The sequence below is a fragment of the Chitinophagales bacterium genome, from assembly GCA_041392475.1.
Taxonomy (GTDB): domain Bacteria; phylum Bacteroidota; class Bacteroidia; order Chitinophagales; family UBA2359; genus JAUHXA01.
The window spans coordinates 599,010-617,480 of record JAWKLZ010000003.1; the positions used below are offsets into that span (position 1 = coordinate 599,010).

At 37.3% G+C, this 18,471-nt stretch carries 11 protein-coding genes; 2 read left to right on the forward strand and 9 right to left on the reverse strand.

The window, feature by feature from the left end; all coding sequences use genetic code 11:
* Positions 1 to 245 precede the first annotated feature (245 nt).
* From R3E32_25415 to R3E32_25445, 7 genes are all read right to left on the reverse strand, one after another.
* On the reverse strand, positions 246 to 1,466 hold the full coding sequence (locus tag R3E32_25415) for a hypothetical protein (GenBank protein MEZ4888092.1): 1,221 nt from the start codon (positions 1,464 to 1,466) through the stop codon (positions 246 to 248).
* Between the two features lie 153 nt (positions 1,467 to 1,619).
* On the reverse strand, positions 1,620 to 3,911 hold the full coding sequence (locus tag R3E32_25420; GenBank protein MEZ4888093.1) for a WG repeat-containing protein: 2,292 nt from the start codon (positions 3,909 to 3,911) through the stop codon (positions 1,620 to 1,622).
* Positions 3,912 to 4,443: 532 nt separating this feature from the next.
* Positions 4,444 to 5,760 carry a hypothetical protein gene (locus R3E32_25425; GenBank protein ID MEZ4888094.1) on the reverse strand — a complete coding sequence of 439 codons (1,317 nt, stop codon included), beginning with the start codon at positions 5,758 to 5,760 and terminating at the stop codon, positions 4,444 to 4,446.
* Between the two features lie 3 nt (positions 5,761 to 5,763).
* Entirely contained in the window at positions 5,764 to 6,138 is a 375-nt protein-coding gene (locus R3E32_25430) for a response regulator (GenBank protein MEZ4888095.1), read from the reverse strand.
* Between the two features lie 88 nt (positions 6,139 to 6,226).
* Positions 6,227 to 6,844 carry a dephospho-CoA kinase gene (coaE, locus tag R3E32_25435; protein MEZ4888096.1) on the reverse strand — a complete coding sequence of 206 codons (618 nt, stop codon included), beginning with the start codon at positions 6,842 to 6,844 and terminating at the stop codon, positions 6,227 to 6,229.
* Between the two features lie 8 nt (positions 6,845 to 6,852).
* Positions 6,853 to 9,195, reverse strand: coding sequence for a 7TM diverse intracellular signaling domain-containing protein (locus tag R3E32_25440; protein MEZ4888097.1), 2,343 nt, complete (start codon positions 9,193 to 9,195; stop codon positions 6,853 to 6,855).
* A gap of 388 nt (positions 9,196 to 9,583) precedes the next feature.
* Positions 9,584 to 10,678 carry a thioredoxin family protein gene (locus R3E32_25445; GenBank protein ID MEZ4888098.1) on the reverse strand — a complete coding sequence of 365 codons (1,095 nt, stop codon included), beginning with the start codon at positions 10,676 to 10,678 and terminating at the stop codon, positions 9,584 to 9,586.
* 293 nt (positions 10,679 to 10,971) lie between these two features.
* On the opposite strand from R3E32_25445, the gene R3E32_25450 reads away from it, so the two are divergent.
* Entirely contained in the window at positions 10,972 to 11,640 is a 669-nt protein-coding gene (locus R3E32_25450) for a hypothetical protein (GenBank protein MEZ4888099.1), read from the forward strand.
* Between the two features lie 195 nt (positions 11,641 to 11,835).
* Here the strand turns inward: R3E32_25450 and R3E32_25455 are convergent, their stop codons facing one another.
* The gene (locus R3E32_25455) at positions 11,836 to 13,206 is read right to left on the reverse strand and encodes a Gfo/Idh/MocA family oxidoreductase (protein ID MEZ4888100.1); all 1,371 of its coding nucleotides are present in this window, start codon (positions 13,204 to 13,206) and stop codon (positions 11,836 to 11,838) included.
* Positions 13,207 to 13,357: 151 nt separating this feature from the next.
* Here R3E32_25455 and R3E32_25460 point away from each other — a divergent pair, with 151 nt between their 5' ends.
* Positions 13,358 to 14,467: a heparan-alpha-glucosaminide N-acetyltransferase domain-containing protein gene (locus R3E32_25460; protein ID MEZ4888101.1), complete on the forward strand. Its 1,110-nt coding sequence runs from the start codon at positions 13,358 to 13,360 to the stop codon at positions 14,465 to 14,467.
* Between the two features lie 106 nt (positions 14,468 to 14,573).
* Here the strand turns inward: R3E32_25460 and R3E32_25465 are convergent, their stop codons facing one another.
* On the reverse strand, positions 14,574 to 17,735 hold the full coding sequence (locus R3E32_25465) for a carboxypeptidase regulatory-like domain-containing protein (GenBank protein MEZ4888102.1): 3,162 nt from the start codon (positions 17,733 to 17,735) through the stop codon (positions 14,574 to 14,576).
* Positions 17,736 to 18,471: the final 736 nt, after the last annotated feature.

Sequence of the window (18,471 nt, forward strand, 5' to 3'; positions counted from 1 at the left end):
TGTTATAAGTAATAATAAAAAATGCTTTTTTTGGGCAATATTTTTTTGTTTCAAAAAACGAATCTTTTTTTGGTTTAGAAGAATAAAATGACAAAATATTGATAATTTAAAGGCTCCTATATCTGCATAATATAAAAAGTGTTCATATATGGATGATGTATTTTAATTGTTAAGTGGACTAATAAATATTCAAAAAAGAAAATCTTGATAAATGAGTTTTTTTGAAAATTTGGTTTGCTTACCTTTCAATTCAATATGGTCATTTTTTCGCAGTGTCTTGCACCAGTGCGAACATCACTGAATTCAACAATGTAAGTTCCTGCTGCCAGCTTATTTGTGTCAATCAGAAACCTATGGGGAGTCGTTTCAGTAAGTATGCCATTATAGATGGTCGCTACCTGCTGATAGTTTGTATTGTATATGTTTACTGCAATATCGGTAGTCTCACTCAACTCCAAAATAATAGTCGTTTGTAGGTTGTGTGGATTGGGTAAAAAACTGATATTGGTTAGAGCAAGAACAGGAACTTTTGCTAATTCTTTGACAATTATTTCATCGTCTATAGTAAAATTTTTATGGTCATCTGCTGCAATTTTAGGATAAATAGTTCCCATGTATAAACCGCCAAAAGTACCTACATATACATTGCGACCTGAACCAAATAGACTCATGATAAAGTTGTCTCCAATACCATTTTTGGTAGTATAGTTGGTAAATGAATTGCCACCATCTTCTGAAATGGATAAACCGTTTTGTGTACCTGCATAGATACTTTTACCTGATGCGTGTAGTTTCCATACATTGTTATCTCCAAGTCCGTCGTCAATAGTCTTGTTGATAAATGAATTGCCACCATCTTCTGAAATGGATAGACCACATGTAGTAGCGGCATAGACATTGTTATCCAACACAAACACTTGATACACTATATCGCTGCCGAGTCCGTCTGCTGAGGTTTTGAGAGTAAATGAATCTCCGCCGTCATTAGAGATGGCTATTCCTCCTCGAATAGATAGATAGATATTATTGTTAGATACGAATACATTGTGCACGATGTATTGCTCATTTATAAAGGTTGTTCTAATGAACGAATTTCCTCCATCATTCGAGATGGCTATTCCTCCTTTAATAACAGCATACACATTATTTCCTGATGCGAATACACTGGAGACTTCGTTGTTTGCTAGTCCATTTTCAGTGGTTTTATTGGTAAAAAAATTACCACGATCAGTGGATATAGACAAGCCGTTTGAAGTAGCTACATAGACTTTTTCCCCTGATACAAATACTTCTTTGATATGGTTGTGTCCTAGTCCGTCCGCCATAGTTTTAAACATAAAAGTCTTGCCTCCATTTTCAGATATGGCTAAACCATTATAGAAAGTAGCTGCATAAATGCGGTTGCCTGAAATATCAAGGTCATGGATGATGTTGTTTCCTAACTGACTGCCCGCAGTAATATTCATAAAATTGGTTTGCGCAAAAAGGGATTGGTGGTTTGATGTACAAAGCCCCCATAGCAACAGATAAATGATAAAGAAATGGTTTAGATTTTTCATTTAGTTAAATAGGTTTAGATGAGTAATGATAAAAATAATTGCATTGTAAGTTTCTGTTTATTAATTGGAGAAAGCAGCAGTTTCAAGTTTCCAGATTACTTTTCCCTTGTAATTAATATAAGTCATTTGATTCTTGTAAGTTACCTTTGCTAATCCATTATCAAAATCTTCTACTTCTTGAAAGGTAGGTTCTATCACGATATTTCCTTTCATGTCTATATAACCCCATTTTCCGTTTACTTCTACTGCTGCCATTCCTTCGGCAAAAGAGCGAGCTGAGTCATAAACAGGCATAATGGATAGAGTGCCTTTTTTGTCAATGAAGCCATATTTTTTACCCACAACCACACAAGCCAAGCCCTCTTTGAAGGGGAAAACCTCATTGAATTGTGGAACGGCAATCATATTGCCCTTTGTGTCAATAAATCCCCATTTATTAAATTGCTTGAACATCGCAAATCCGTTTTTGAAGTTGCTTACTTCTTCAAACTGAAAGTCAATCACTACTTGTCCTTTTGTATCAATAAATCCCCACAGGTTTCCATTTTTCGCCCTACCCAATTCTTCATTGAATTGACTGGCTACAGATTCTATTCCATTCAAGGGAGTCATGTTGCCATTGGAGTATAGAAGATAACTTACACCTCCTTTTTGAGCAGTAGCCATTTCATTTATGAATGGAGTTGCATAGTCAAAGTGAAGTTGGAACAGTTGCTGTCCTTTTTTGCCAATAAAATCATATTTACCATCCTTGACTACCAAGGCAATACCATTAGAAAAACTGCTTACTTGTTCAAATTTGGGAGAAATGATAGTTTTTCCCTGATCATTAACAAATCCCCACAATGTACCTATCTGAACTGCTTCTAGCCCTTCTTCAAAAAATCCTTGAATAGAAGGCAATATATCGTTGTAAGGTCCTACAATCTTATTTTCCTTCCCTACAAAATATTTTTTACCCTGTTGGATACCAATGGCATTTCCTGGACTGCAAGTGTAAATATCTGAAAACCGTGGTTTGATAATTATTTCCCCACTTGTATTGATAATTCCCCACATACCCTCCTGTTTTATCCACATATTCCCATTATCAAAATATTTTACATCATCAAATTCTGGCGTAATGATTGTTTTTCCCTGCTCATCGATAAAACCCCACTTTTCTGGAATTCCTACTATTGCCCAGTCCTCCGAAAATGAAAAATTCTCTTGGTAATAGGAGGTCAAATACCATTGCCCTTCCGTATTGATATAGCCTTTCTTTTCGCCTTTGCGTACACTTGCAAGCCCATTAGAAAATGGAGTGATTTCGTCGAATTGAGGAGGTATAGCAAAATCACCTTGCTTGTCAATAAAACCCCATTTGTTGCCCAAAGCAACAGCCGCCAGACCTTCAATAAAAGTATATATTTGTTTGTCTAAGCTCGTATTAGGAGTGATACAAGAACTCGATAGACAAGAAGCAGGATTCTCAATATTTCCAGAACATGCTTGTCTGAATTGTGGTTCTATAACGACCTTCCCAAACTCATTAATAAAACCATAATTGCACATCCCATTTTTTAAAGATACAACTAATGCAAGGCCGTCAGAAAAAGACTTGGCATAATCAAAAATAGGCTTAATAATCCATTCGCCATTAGTGTTGATGAAGCCATATTTACCAGACGTTTTTACACAGGCCAAACCTTCTGAAAAATCGCCAGAAGTACCAAAATTAAATTTGGGTTTCACAACAAATATTCCTGAGCGATTGATATAGCCACAGTCAGTTTCACCCGCACTGATAACTTTTGCCAAACCATCATTAAAAGAAGATGCTATCTCGAATTGTGGTTCAATCACCATTTTCCCTTGTCGGTCAATATATCCCCATTTGCCATTCAACTGTACAGCCGATAAACCTTCGGAGAAAGAAAGAACATTTTCAAACTGAGGTTCTATGCCGACTTTCCCTGTTCGGTTGATAAATCCTTGTTTGCCCTCTATAATAATAGAAGCAAAGCCTTCGGAAAAATTACTCACCCAGTCATAATCCAGTGGAATCACTAATTTTCCGTGTGTGTCAACAAATCCATACTTTTTATCAATCATTATAGCGGCAAGCCCTTCGCTAAAAGGAAATATCGCTTCTGCATTTAGGTCAATTTTCTCTTTGGTTTCCTTGTGAATAAAACTAAAGTTGGCTTTTTTCTTTATAGGGAATAGACCTTTGTATTTTTTTACTACTGTATTGATTGGTGCTGATTCCTCTTTATTGAAAACGATTTGATCTTCATCTTCCTGTGCAAAAGAGAGAAAAGATGATAGAGCAAGAGATAAAGAAATTAAAAAAATGATGCTTTTTTTCATGGTATAAAAATTTAAAGTGCTAAGTTAAATCGGGCTCATAATGTGTTTTGGTTTTTAGAATTTAATCTACCTTAAGTGCTTTTTTGAAGGTTTAGTGAATAATGAAATGAGCTAAGTAATTGAAAATAAAATGTTGTTCTTTGCTGTTAAAATATTCATTGTTATAAAACTACCTTAAGAGTGTAAAATCAAATTGTTTAAAAAACAAGATTCCTGTTTTTATATAAAAAATTGGTTAAAAGGTAAACATTGCATTTAATTCAATGAACATTCATTGTTTTTTCATCACACTCTCTTATATCTACAGTTGCTTTTTTTTGCAAAAACATTAACAGTCTCTACTCTTTTTTTGACGAAAAAATAATGTTGTTTCTATCAAAACGAACCATTACTTTTCCGCCTTCAATAATAGTTGACGTTTTGAGGTTGTGATTTTGAAGAATTTATTACCAGTTTTTTCAAAAAACTTCTTTTTTTTTTTGAAAAAACGATGATAAAATAAAATATATGTGTAAAATATTTTAAAAGGAGTTTAGCACAATAGGTCATTGGAGGCATCAAAACTTCGTTTCACCCGTCTTAGTTTGTTTTCCTTCAATGCAGGTAATCCTTCAAAAAACTGCAATGCAATGTCTTCAATGCCGTATTCTTCAAAAAGTTGGAAGAAAGAATGGTGAAGGATTTGTTGGTCTTGTGCGAAATCAGAAGTATGGAGAAAAATATGGATGGACTGCCATGAAAGTTGTTCCACCGCATATTCTTCCATTGAAGTATCGGGAACAATCATGGCCCGGCGGATAAAATCGGGATAAATAGCGGTAGTGTTACCGTATTTGTTTTTGAAGTAAAAAACATCATCCGCACGCCCTTCAATATGATCAATCGCTTGAAAAATAGAACCGCAGGCACATGGTTCGGGTTTGTCTATCACAATGTCATTCAGTAAATAGCGTATGATAGGTTGCCCCATTCGATTGAAGTCCGTCACAATGGGATGGTAACGGCGTTTTTCGGCATCTATGTATTGGCGTTCGATTTTGACTATATCTTCGTTGAAGTGCAGCGTCCCGTATTCACAACTAAGGGCCAAAAAACCTTCGGTACATTGATAGGCTTGATGAATGATTTGCTGAAAAACGGTTTCTATAAAATCTGAATCCGTTTGTTCCAATATTTCTGCAACAGATAATATTTTTTCAGGCTGAATTGTAATCGTTTTAGTTCTTTGTGCTTGAGCAATGTGTCGCAAAATTGAGGCGGGAGCAACTAGGATATGGGGTTGATATTGATTTAGTTGTTGCAGGTTCACGTCCATTTTTTCTTTTAGATCAAAAAAACGAAAGTGAAAGAGTAGCGACTGCATCGAGTTATAGAGATTGCTGTTGGCTCGTAGAAAAAACGCAATTTTTCGCCGTCTGAATTGAATAGGGGAGAGGATTTTGTCCATTACATAAGCAGCCCATCTCGCTCTTTCTTTTGGAGTCACCAAAAACAAACCCCGACTTCCAGAAGTTCCTGAAGACAAACCTACTGTTACATTTTTCAGTGTTGGACTAAAATCTCGACTGATTTCAGCATTCAGTGCCACCTCCAATGCTTCTTCCTGTTTGATTATCAATGTATTGATTTGGTCAAAGGCTTCCATCCATTGCTTTTTTTGCATAACAGGGAATTGCCGCCAACTAGCATATTGTAGAAGTAGGTTTTTGTAATAAGGGGATTTTTGTTGAATTTGCTTCAACAATCGTTCAATTTGCTGTTCCTGCCACTGTTCCAAATCTTGCCGATTGGTAAAAGTTGGGCGGATACGCAATTGTAGGTAATATTTGAGAATATTGAAGTAAAACACAAGTTATGGTCGACTATAATATTGCTGCAATTTAAGTATTTTATCTTTATTTAATGGTTTTTGGAAAAAGCCTTTTACTTGTGGATATTTTTTTGCTTTCTCCATATCTTCCTCATAGATAGAAGATGTTAGCATGATTACATCTGTGAATACATCTATTTTGTTGAGTTCTTCCAAAAAACACCAACCATCAATTTGAGGCATATTGATATCCAATAGAATTGCATCAGGGATTTCTCGGTGTGCCTTTAAAGCATTTAAGGCATTTAAGGCATTCAAATGAACACTGACTTCGAATTTATCTGAAAGCCTGTCGAGCATTTTTTTGGCAATTAGCATGGCTAATTTATCGTCATCTACTAGCATTAGTTGAATCATGGGGGGAATTTTTTTGTGATTTGATACTGTGTGTGTTAATACTAATTATATAGATACGGTAAAAGTTCGGTATCGGATTTTTTCTATATTAATTTGATGATAGTATTTCCTTATGGATGTGTAAAATTTGGGGTATCAATAAGGTTTTCCCATCGTTGAAAACCACAAAATCTGCCATCTCCATTTTCTTTTCATCTGGCATTTGTTTGTCCATTCGTGCTTCAATGGCTTCTATGGTGGTATTATCTCGCTGCAAAACCCTTTGAATCCGAACATCTTTTGGTGCATAAACAGTGATTACCTTGTCGAGTATTTTGTAAGAACCGCTTTCAAAGGTAAGCGCAGCTTCTCTAATGAGGTATGGGGCAGAATTATGTTTTGTTGCCCATTCCTGAGTATGTTGGAAAACAGCAGGATGTACTAAACTTTCCAAGGTTCGGAGTGCTTCCACATCATTGAATACTATGTTAGCCAATAGTTTCCGATCCAGTTGTTGATCTTTGGTGTACAGATGTTCGCCAAAGGTTGTTTTGATGGCTTCAATCAGAGTCGTATCGTTTTGCATCAACCATTTAGCAGCATCATCGGCATAATAAATAGGAATGCCTAAAAGCGCAAAAAATTTGCTCACCATTGTTTTTCCGCTTCCAATTCCTCCCGTTAGGCCTACTTGAAGTGGTGTGTGATAGATATTTGTATCTTGCATGGATTTATTTAATTTGTTATTGAAGTATCCTCATTTTGCAAGTTCTTACTTAGGGTGATTGCTCCATTTTTGAAGGAAAGGAAAAAATGAGTGCCTTCGTTCATGGTAGATTCCAACCAAATTCCTCCCTCATGGTTATCCATTATTTTTTTGCAAATAGACAAGCCAATGCCCGCACTATCGGTAGAGTACCTATCGCCCAGTCGGCTAAAAATCTCGAAAACTCTATCATAATTTTCAGGTGCAATACCTATGCCATTGTCTGCTACTTCTATGATTACTTCTTCGTTTTCTATTTTTTCTGTGATATTAATGATAGGAGCAATATCTTCTCTTTGATACTTAATGGCATTGCTAATCAGGTTCTGAAACAATTGTATCAATTGCTGTTCATTCCCAAAAATATTATGAGAAATATCTACATTTATTGTAGCATTGTGTTCGTAAATTCGTCTGCTCAAATTTGCAACTGCTTGACTTATACATTCCTTGACGGAGATTTGCTTCAATGTCACCTCTTTGCTTAAGCGTGCATATTTCAATAAGCTATCAATCATTAACTGCATCCTATTCGAACCATTGCTGATATAGTGCATCAATTCATTGCCTGCATCATCTAGTTTTTTGCCATAATGTTTTTCCAATACTTTGATAAAACTGGAAATGGTTCGTAGAGGCTCTCTCAAATCATGTGATACCATATAGGTAAATTGGTCTAATTCTTCCTTCAATGCTTCAAACTTTTCTCTGCTTTCCTTCAATTGTGTCCACAAATCCGCTCGCTGCAAAGCCATACTACTTTGGGCAACAACGTTGGCACAGATTTCCAGAGCTGTTTGAGAAGGGACTGCATCTCCTTCTTTATTGAAGCAAACCACATAACCTCCTGTTTTCTCTTTGAAGGTAAGCGGAAAAATGAGGGTTTGCTTGATAATAGGAGTGAGGTTTTTGATTTCCTCTACAGATTCATAGTTGTTTTTTACTACCAAATCCTGCACTTGTTGGAGCAAAGCAGTATTAACCAATTGGTGGTTATTGATTTGGTAAGGCAAGTGAAAGGATTTGCTTTCTGTTTGCTTCAATAACACAAACAAAGCATCGAACTGAATGAAGGTGGAAATATTTTCGGCAAGTACTTGACAGGCAGTCCTAAGCTCTACATTTGCAGAGAAACTGCTACTGATGTTGACGATTTTTTCTGAAATCCTTTGTTTCGCTTCAGCAGTTTCTTTTTCTGCTTTTACCAAATTGAACCGTTCGCCCAAGTTCAGCGAGGTCAGTAACAACTCTATCCCAAATCCAATTTGGTAAAAATGGCGACTGAGAAAATGGTGACTTAGCCAGTCGTTGAGCATCAACAACAATAGTACTAAACCAAGAAACAAAGGTATGATTGCAAAAAAATAGTATCTAACAGGTAAGTGTTTGTTGCGAAAATAGTGTAAACCCGTATAAAACATCAGGAGTGTGGTCAGTAGAAAAATTAATTCTTGAAAGTAAAAACGTATGGGGTAATGGAAAGTGAGAGATAGTCCTCCAATTACCAATATAGTCAGTATTAATCCTTTGAATAATATATGTAAATGGGTATAGTGCTGTTTGGTTTCAAGATAGGATTGAACAAATAATAAAAAAAATAAAAAAGTAGCATATACATAAACATCTATTGCATAGTCAATCCATACAGTTGAAGTGGGATACAGGTATTGAAATGTCATGCCATCAAAACTGGCTTGGAACAAGAAAAAACTGACAATATAAAATGTGTAGTAAATGTATGAAATATCACCGATTGAAAAATAGAGAAATAGATGGTAAAAAACCATCACGAATATCATTCCATAAAACAAACCAATGAGTAAATAATTATTGTCTTTGTAGCCATCAAAAGCTTTAGCTGTGTATAGACTGAGTGGAGTGATGAAAAAATGCTTGCTAGAAAGTTTGATAAAATAGGTTCGGTTTTCTTTGGCATTGAGGTTTAACTGCAAAACAGGGTTGCGAAAAGGAGTTTCCCATTTATTGTGGTGTTCGACTCTGCCAATGGCATAGTGTATGTCTATATCATTGCTATCATTTACTTCATAACAAATTATTTCATTCATCAATGCCCAATTTATTTCAAGCATCAATTTAAGAGGTTTGGCATTTAGATTCTTCAATTTTAAACGGTACCAGTGAGTATAGGATGTCATTTTGAAATTGGCTGCATCTGGATATCCCTTGGTGAAAGCTTCTTGAATGCTTTTTTGCAGTAAATCATCAATATTTAATTGTTGATACTCATCTTCAAGATGATAAATATAGTCGTTTATTGTGGCGTGTTGAAAATTATGGTCTAATTCTAACACAGCAATTTGAGCTCCTATTGTTTGCCAACTACTGAGGAGAAAAAGGCCTATTAGCCAAATAAAAGGTATTATTTTCGTGGTATATGTTTGCAAATATGAAGGTTTTGTCGCTTTTATCTCTTACTAAAAAATTAAAATTCTTAAACCCGATGATTGAAAGATATTTAGGTTTTGTAGAGGTTAATTTATTTTGATGATGTTCCTTATGTTTAAAAGGACTTTGGTTTTGATGTGGAAAAATAGGCATTGTTTTGCAATCAACAAAGTTTTGAGAGGATAAGGTAAGACAAATAATACTTTGCAGGTTTGATAGGTGGGCTAAAATGGATAAAGGTGAAGAACGGATGATTTTAGAAATAGAGAAATAGATTGGTTTATTTCTTGGCTATCAACTACGATGACTTCCCAATTTGGTTAATAAAGATTTGTAGGTGTCGTTGTTGTAGGGTTGATTGTCCAATTCGATGGATTGGGCTGCCCATTTCAAGGCTATTTCGAGGAAGTCAATATTGTCAATTTGCTCATAAAAATTCCATGCAATATTGTTTAAATCGGCAGCATTTGTGATTTTTACTTTTGGCAAAAAAGTACAAGCAGTTTCTGCATAAGTTGTCCAATCTTTCATCGCTTCATAAAATTGAAGAGAAATAGTAAGTAAGGATTCGTTTGTTTTAGGTGTTTGAAAAGTACGGATAATAGTTATTATGTCATTGAATAAAGCGTAATTTTTTTGTTGAATAGCAATTTCTAAACTATTGTAAGCAGCAGCCAATTGTTTGTTTTTAACCTGTTCTACTCCAAATTTTTCTTCAAAAAGTGTTTTATGATTTGCGAATAATTGATAGCTATTTTGTGTCAAATCATTGGCTAAGGAATAGATAGTTTGTTGATGTATTTCTTCTTGTAAATCTGCTGATGTAGTTGATACACAGTATTTTTTCACTAATATCGGATACAAAGGATCATTGGAAAGCCACAGGAGTGTTAGAAACTCTGCCATAAAACTTTTGCTCGTATTGCCTTTTTTATACATAAAGGTCATTTCGGCCAGCTTTTTCTGATTGACTGCTCCTATTTTACCTGCTTCAATAAATTTTTGTGGAATTTTTGCGCCAATTACTGTATGATTTAGACTTCCATCTGCATTGAAATAAAGATAGGTCGGATATGTGTTTATTTTATGCTTTTTTGCAAAGGCAATACCTTCTTCTGAAAACATATTTAATTTGTAGTTTATAAAGAAGTTATTGTAAAAAATGTGTACATCGGGGCGAGGAAAGACCTCTGTCTCCATTTTTTTACAAGGCAAACACCAATCGGTATAAGTATCTATAAAAATGGCTTTGTTTTGTTTTTTTGCCGTAGCGAACAATGTTTCTAAGTCGCCTTCAAAAAAATCTATCGTGTTTTGTGCAGCAATACGCTGAGGGAGAACAGTAAAGAGGTAGAAAACAAAAACAGAGAGAATAAAAATAGATTTCATTTTTTTTTGGGAAAGTTTAGCTTAATTTCAGTGCCTATATTAAATATGTAATTGATTTCTTGATGACCAATTACATTACAAAGGTATAGGGAAGAAAAGAGTAGTAAGGGAAGTATTCGTTGAGTTGTAGGGTATTTTCGGCGAATGGTGAAGAATTTTCGGTTAATTGAAGTTATTAGGGACTATTTTAGCGATTGTAGTCGTTATTACCAACTTTATTTGAGAGTTGACGTTGGATATAATGACAACAAGATTTGTTGACATCGCTTTGATATTCATTAAAATAACAAAAAATGCAATACAGGATCAAAATTAATGAGCTATCTTCAATTGAAGAAGTGGAAGGTACATGGACAACGGATGATTACATTGAACTACTCAGTAAATTCAATTTTCCTAACGCTGAATCATATGACAAAAAAGAACTTAGAGAGCTATTGTTAATGGCTATTACCGACTATGATCCATCAGAAGCAGCAGCAATTTTATTGGAATACAGACTGTCGGAGGTTTTATCAGAAGGTCAAATTAGCCAACTTTCACACGATATGTTGTTGGACAAAATTTTTGAAGAATATCCAGAAATTTCTTTACACAACGAACTCTTCAACATCAATCAACTGCTTTACAAAGCGTACAATGGAAAATTTCCACACGGAAAAGCAACCAAATTGACGTTCGAAATCACTGCACAACACGATAATGACACACCTATTACCAAAGAAATCGTATTGAAAGCCTTTTCCGAAGGACTGAGTGAGAGGTCTATTATCAAGAGATTGTTTACAGAGCAATTGTTAGGCGATGTTGAATTTGAAGAAGCTGAGAATATAATATGGAATCTGTATAAACTTGAAGGAAGTTTATATGAATTGATTACATCAGAATATTGGTTAGGCGAAGAAGATTTTTTAGAATGGGAATTTGAAACGAAGGTTGTTGAATTTGAAGAACACGCCTAAAAAGATTGGACTTTGGACGAAAGAAGTAGGAAGCAAGATGCGAGATATAAAAAATTGATAATCAACATTTTAATTTATTGATATGAATAAGTGCAAACAATTGGTTATCAGTCAATTAAATTCCTGTTTCTCGCACCTTTACTCTCTCGTCTAATAAAAAAACCAAACCACAAAAAATGTTGTTTTCTCCTCAACTCACAGCCGAACATCTTCAACCGTACCTGCCAATCGGCTTTTCTCTGCCACAAAACCCATCACATGACTTTCCACCGAAGCGTCAATGCCCGATGTGAGTAAACTGGCATTTTGTTTGGAAACCGCTTGTACCCAATCTGCAATTAAGTTCCAGTCACCACCGCCATGACCATCCGTTTCCATCTTCCACTCCGTCTTTTCACCCGTCAAAAAATCAGTATGCACAAACTGTGACATATCACCTACAATATCGCCATGACTACCCATGATTCGGGTGCGTCGTCCGTGATAAGAAGTAAAAGCCTCCATGCTGAACGATGCCGTCACATCATCCGCAAACTGCATATTCACCACATAATGGTCTGCTTGATCGTTTTCCATTTGATACACACAGCGACCATAATTAGTCGTGCGGAGGTATTCCAAAATCGCATCGCCATGTTTTTCGGGGTCTTCGGGCAGGTCAAAAACATAGGTACGTTGTCGGTCACGGTAATAGATTTTCATGGCACTGTACGGACATTCCTTTTCAACAGCGCAGCCATCCATGCAGCGAGGCGTTGCGCCTTCGGGTTTGTTCTCTTTTCTAAACCATTTTAATCCTCCAAAAGCGGTAATCTTCTCACAAGGTTTGCCAATCATCCAGCGCAAAATATCGAGATCGTGGCAAGATTTGGCGAGAATAATCGGCGTAGTCGCCTTACTATTATGCCAGTTTCCTCTCACAAAACTGTGCGCCATGTGAACGTGTTCGATAGGTTCAAAATGTTGTATGCTCACCAATTCGCCAATACTGCCCGATTGAATCATTTCCCGCAATTTGATGAAATAAGGCGCATACCGCAAAACATGACAGACTGCTACAATCCTTCCCGTTTTTTCAGCTAAAGCCAAAATATCTCGACATTCCTGCTCGCTCGGTGAAATCGGTTTTTCGAGCAAAACGTCATAACCCATCTCCAATGCCTTCATACAAGGGCCATAATGTAAATCGTCGGGCGTTGTGATGATGATGGCATCTGCAAATTTTGGTACTTCAAAGACGTGCTCCCAAGTCACAAAACTATGTTCTTCTGCAATGTTGTGTTTTTCACAATAGCGTTCGTTGCGGATTTTGATGGGTTCCGCCACACCAATGATGTCAATATTGTCAGGATATTCCACTGCATAATCACCATAGACATTTCCTCGATTTCCTGCGCCAAGCGTAATTGCGGTGATGGGTTTGTCAGGAGCAGGATATTTCACTCGACTGGGAAGTAGCAAGCGATTACCCAATTCATCGAAGCCATGTAGAGGGGCGGCAAAAAATCCACCAGCGGCAAGACTCATGGTTTTGAGGAGGTTTCTGCGGGATAAGTGTTTTTTCATTTTTTTGACAGGATTAAATTCGATACCTTTAAATGAGTAAAATTCAACTTCAAATACAAATATTTCAAAACCAATATTCTAATTGCATTTGACCTTGTATTTTGCGTTTGAACCTCTTAAAGATAGACAATCCGAACAAAACAAACAAATAATGCAACAACGATTACAATCTCTTGATGTCTTTCGGGGCATGACGGTTTTCTTTATGATTATTGTCAATTCTTCGGGCAATTGGAGTACTACCTACGCTCCATTGCTTCATGCTCAGTGGCATGGATTCACACCCACCGATCTTGTTTTTCCGTCCTTTCTCTTTGCAGTAGGAGCATCTTTGGCGATTGTGATGGCCCGTTGGAAAACCGAGAAAACCAACAGCGAAGTCCACCGCAAAATTTTGACCCGAACCGCCATTATTTTTCTTTTGGGTTTTCTCATGTATTGGTTTCCCTTCACCGATTGGAAAGACGGCGCATTGACTTTTCGACCCATTGGAGAAACCCGTATCATGGGTGTTTTGCAGCGCATCGCTTTGGCTTATGGACTGTCAGCCTTGTTGTTGTACCATTTTTCGCTACGAAATGTAATTTATATCACCCTTGGTATTTTGGTGGGTTATTGGCTCATTCTGTTGAGCTTTGGTGACTTAACCATGAGCGGCAATGCGGGGCATTTGTTGGATATGTTTTTGCTTGGAGAAAACCATTTGTATGGAGGTGAAGGCGTTCCTTTCGACCCAGAAGGATTGTTGAGCACGCTGCCTTGTATCGGCAATGTAGTGGCGGGTTATGCCACCGTTTATTGGTTGCGTCAAAAACCGAAAGACCTCGAAGTTCGTTTGTGTTTGGCACTCATTGGAGCGGGATTGATTGCAGTTGCTTTTTTGTGGAATTATGGCTTCCCTATCAACAAAAAATTGTGGACAAGCTCCTATGTTTTACTCACTTCTGGTATTGCTATGTTGATGCTCGTTGCCTTACATTATCTATTGGATTGGCGAAAAAAAGAATATGCTTCCCTAAATTTTTTCACTCCAATGGGCAAAAACCCTTTGTTTATTTATTTACTTTCTGAAGTCGGTGTAATCATCCTCTATTGGATTCCCAATGCCGCAAATGGGACACTCTACAATGCGCTATACCACAATATTTTCAGCAAAGTGGGAGCGTATTTTGGAGCTTTCTTGTTTGCCTTGACATGGACGCTGATTTGTTGGTCGGTGGCAGTGTGGATGGATAGAAGGAAATGGTATGTGAGGGTTTAGAGGAAAAAGATGCAAGACAAAAGATTTTGGTCAAAAAAAACGGCACAAAGCAAAAGCCTTGAGCCGTTTTTAATTGTATCATTTACAGTACATTCGCCCCTCGTTCTTAAAAAATATAACGAAGTCCAATCTGTGCTTGCCAACGAGAGTTCAAGCTAAAGTCATCCGTAAACGTATTGGTCAAAGCTGTGTCAAAACCATAAGTTGGAATACCATCGGTTACACTTACACCAACAGGCTGCGTATTGACAGGTAATTGACGCACACCCCAATCAGAACTGATGAGGTTGCCAACATTCAAAATGTCTAAACTCAACTGAATTGTATTTTTGTTCTTTCCTTCTCCAAAGTTCAAGTCCTGCAAAATACGCACATCCCAAGTTGAATACCACGGACTCAAAATACCGTATTTTTCCATATAGCCACCACGATTTGCACTCAAATAATCATCTTGTTCAATAAACGCATTGAAGGCATTTCTTTGTGCAGTTTGTTCAGCATCTGTACCTGCAAAGTTCATTTCATTCAATTCGCTGCTCGTAGGAATGTAAAGCAAATCGTTCAAACCCGAACCGTCGCCGTTGATGTCGCCAGAATAGGTGTAGCTAAATCGTCCACCTTCCACATATTCAAAGAACAAAGCGAAGCTTGTTGCCCATTTGTTGTCCGTACCATATTGAAACTGCTTGTAAGCAGAACCTACAATTCGGTGACGGTTTCCATACAAAGAAGGAGACAAAACAGCTTGATTCACATTGCCCAAAGCAGGGTTTCGGTCATAAGCATCACTCGAAATTTCAGCTTCAATAGAACTTGCATCTTTGGCATCCAAATAGTTGTAGGCAATGCTTGTGTAAAGTCCATTGTTCCAGTTTCGCTGCAATTGTAAGGTAGCATTGAAGGAATAACCCAAATCAGTGTTGGTGAAAACATAAGCATTGTTCGCAAAATCGTTGGTGCGGTCAGAAGCTTGGTAAATCGCCCGATTGTCCACTCCCTGCAAAGTGCCTGTTGGCGGTTTGATGCCAAAATTACGAACCATCATACCGTTCACATCTTTGGTGTAAATCACATCCGCAGACAAAATCCAGTCATTTTCCCATTTTTTATCCACACCCAAATTGCTTCTTAATACCTGTGGAAATTTGAAGTCAGGATGGGTTACATTGTAGAAAAAGAAGTTGGGATTCGCCACCTGATTGCCAATCCATACAAAAGGTAAACGTCCTGAAAACAAACCTGTTCCACCTCTTACCTGCAAACTTCGATTGCCTTTTACATCCCAATTGAAGCCCACTCTTGGCGAAAACAAGGTAGAACTTTCTGGCAATTGTGTGTGCGTAAAGGTGATGGGATTGCCGTTTTCGTCCGAATAGAGCAAATCTGGAATAAAGCAGCAATTGCGGTCAATCACCTCTTGAATTTTTTCGGGTGTATCAAAATACAAAGGTTGGTCAATACGCACGCCATAAGTCAAGGTGAAATAGCTATTCATCTGCCATTCATCCTGCGCATAAAAAGCCAACTGACCTACATTCGTTTCAGCCAAAGCCCAAGTTCCGTTGGCTTCGTTATCTGCATAAATGCCTTGTGCAAAGGCAACTTCATCGTCAAAAGCACCTGTACTGACACTATCTACAAAGGCTTCAACGCTTGCAAACCCAGGTCCAAACGTCCCACCAACATTGGAGCCTGCGTCATAAGCTCCCAAATTGAAAGAGTTGTTGAAGGAAAACTTCTCTAAAGATGCTCCAATAGTAAAAGTGTGGTCGCCTGAATAAATATTCAAGTTGTCACTGATTTGAAAGACATCTTGATCCAAGACATTGTTAATAGAAAACGGCTCATGTCCTGCCACGATGTAGCGAATTCCATCTCGGTTGATATTGATGACAGGAAAAGGATCCGAAAAAGCATCACGAGAATCTCGGAAGGAAGTCAATCCTACCTGCAATTTATTGGAAACGGTGTTGCTAAACAAAGAACGCAACTCCAAAATACCAGATTGAATTTTGTTGTTGATTTGGTAGCCCGAATTTCTGAATTGAAGCGTAGTCGCATCAGGACCACGACGACCAATTGCAGAAGGGTGAGCAGGTTGTTGTTTCAAGGCATTCAAGAAGTTGTAAGTAGCCGTTAGAGTGTGTTTGTCGCTTACATTCCAATCCAATTTAAAAATGCCTTTTTCATTGTCTCTGTCAAACAAAAATCCTTCATAAGCGCCTGTATTGTAGCCAAATCGAGAACTCAAAGCATTGGAAACTGCCTCTAAATCAGCCGCTTCCACTCTTGATACATTCTCACCACCCAATCCAGGACGGGCTGCAATGAAATTAGAACCCAAGTCTTCCCGTCTTTCGATTTCAAAATTGGCGAAGAAAAACAGTTTGTCTTTCACCAAAGCACCGCCTAAGCTGAATCCAGCTTGCAATTGAGTTAAATCTGGCACAAAGATGTCATTGCCACTAACCTTAGAACCTGTCATATCTTGGTTTCTATAAAATCCAAAAACCGTTCCCTTTAATTCATTTGTTCCGCTTTTAGTAACGGCATTGACCGCAGCACCCGTAAAGCCTGCTTGCGTAACATCATAAGGAGCTAGTGAGACATTGATTTGTTCGATGGCATCCAATGAAACAGGTTGTGCATCTGTTTGACCACCAGGCGTTGCAGCATCCAAACCAAATGGGTTGTTGAAGATAGAACCATCCAGAGAGAAGTTGTTGAATTGGTCATTGCGTCCACCAAAAGAATTGCCACTTGCTGAAGGGGTCAATCGGGTAAAATCAGAAGCAGAACGAGAAATTGTAGGTAATTTCTGCAATTGGTCTTTACCGATATTGGTTTCTGCCCCTGTTCTTTCGCTGCTCATAACGCTGTTGGGACTGGCTGTAATCACAATGTCATCCAACTGAACGTCTTCGCTTTCCAACTCAAAATTGATAGTTAGTTTTTGTCCAAGTGTCAAAAAAACATTGTCATAAGTGGAAGTCTTGTAGCCCAAATATGTAGCCTGAATCGTATAAGGGCCACCAACTCTAAGGTTGGGAAGCGTAAAGGTGCCATTGTCACGAGTCGTTGTACCATAGCGTGTGCCAGAAGGTTCGTGTGTCGCAACGACTGCCGCAGCTACCAAATCTTCATCACCACTTTTACTAAGAACTGTTCCGCTAATGGTTGCGGTGGTAACTTGAGCAAAAAGGCAAGAAGGAAGACCTGTGAAAATTACAAAAATAATAAGGCTGAAAAGTAATTTTTTGAAGTGCATAAACAAATGTTTAAGGGGGTGAAAAATAGAATTAACAATGATTTAAGCGTGGGTTAATTTTTACGCAAAAATAGAGAAAGCTATGTTAATGGTATGTTAATTCTGTATTAACCAAGTATGAAATAATCAGACAACACGGAACAAATGTTATAGGTTTTGCCGTAGTCTGAATCAATCCTTTTTTTTCAAAAATTGAAGTTGCCTAAATTATTAATGCTTTGTTATGTTTAACAAAATAGGTGGAGATTGTAGTTCTAAAAAATGGAAGTCAAGTATAAGAAAATGCTTATTTCTGCTCCATTTCACCAATAATAAGATTTTCTTTTCCTTCAAAATCAACAAAATAAAACTGTTTTTGACATTGAGATGATGCTTTTGGTATGATATTTGGAAAACATTGGATACTAATTAGGGCTTGTCCAAACTCTAACCAAGTTAAAACAAGTCCTCAATCAATCTAACCACCTGACCACGATTTTACTTACTCCATACTTATTTTATATACTAATCGCCACATTTTTTGGTAGAATCACTAGTATAACCAATAACCACCGAACACATTTTACTTACCTCATATTTACAAATAGTAACCGCCAAATTTAATGGCAGACTTACGCCTACAACCAACCACTAAGCACCACTTAACCAACTAATTAATCGCCAAGCAACGAATCAACCAGTAATAAAAATATATGTGTTGACCATGAATCCATTTACCCGAACTAAAAACAAGTCC

Coding starts and splice junctions, on each gene's coding strand:
- R3E32_25415 (MEZ4888092.1), bottom strand. CDS start 1,466: ATGAATATTACTGCGGGCAGTCAGTTAGGAAACAACATCATCCATGAC.
- R3E32_25420 (MEZ4888093.1), bottom strand. CDS start 3,911: ATGAAAAAAAGCATCATTTTTTTAATTTCTTTATCTCTTGCTCTATCA.
- R3E32_25430 (MEZ4888095.1), bottom strand. CDS start 6,138: ATGATTCAACTAATGCTAGTAGATGACGATAAATTAGCCATGCTAATT.
- coaE (MEZ4888096.1), bottom strand. CDS start 6,844: ATGCAAGATACAAATATCTATCACACACCACTTCAAGTAGGCCTAACG.
- R3E32_25445 (MEZ4888098.1), bottom strand. CDS start 10,678: ATGAAATCTATTTTTATTCTCTCTGTTTTTGTTTTCTACCTCTTTACT.
- R3E32_25450 (MEZ4888099.1), top strand. CDS start 10,972: ATGCAATACAGGATCAAAATTAATGAGCTATCTTCAATTGAAGAAGTG.
- R3E32_25455 (MEZ4888100.1), bottom strand. CDS start 13,206: ATGAAAAAACACTTATCCCGCAGAAACCTCCTCAAAACCATGAGTCTT.
- R3E32_25460 (MEZ4888101.1), top strand. CDS start 13,358: ATGCAACAACGATTACAATCTCTTGATGTCTTTCGGGGCATGACGGTT.
- R3E32_25465 (MEZ4888102.1), bottom strand. CDS start 17,735: ATGCACTTCAAAAAATTACTTTTCAGCCTTATTATTTTTGTAATTTTC.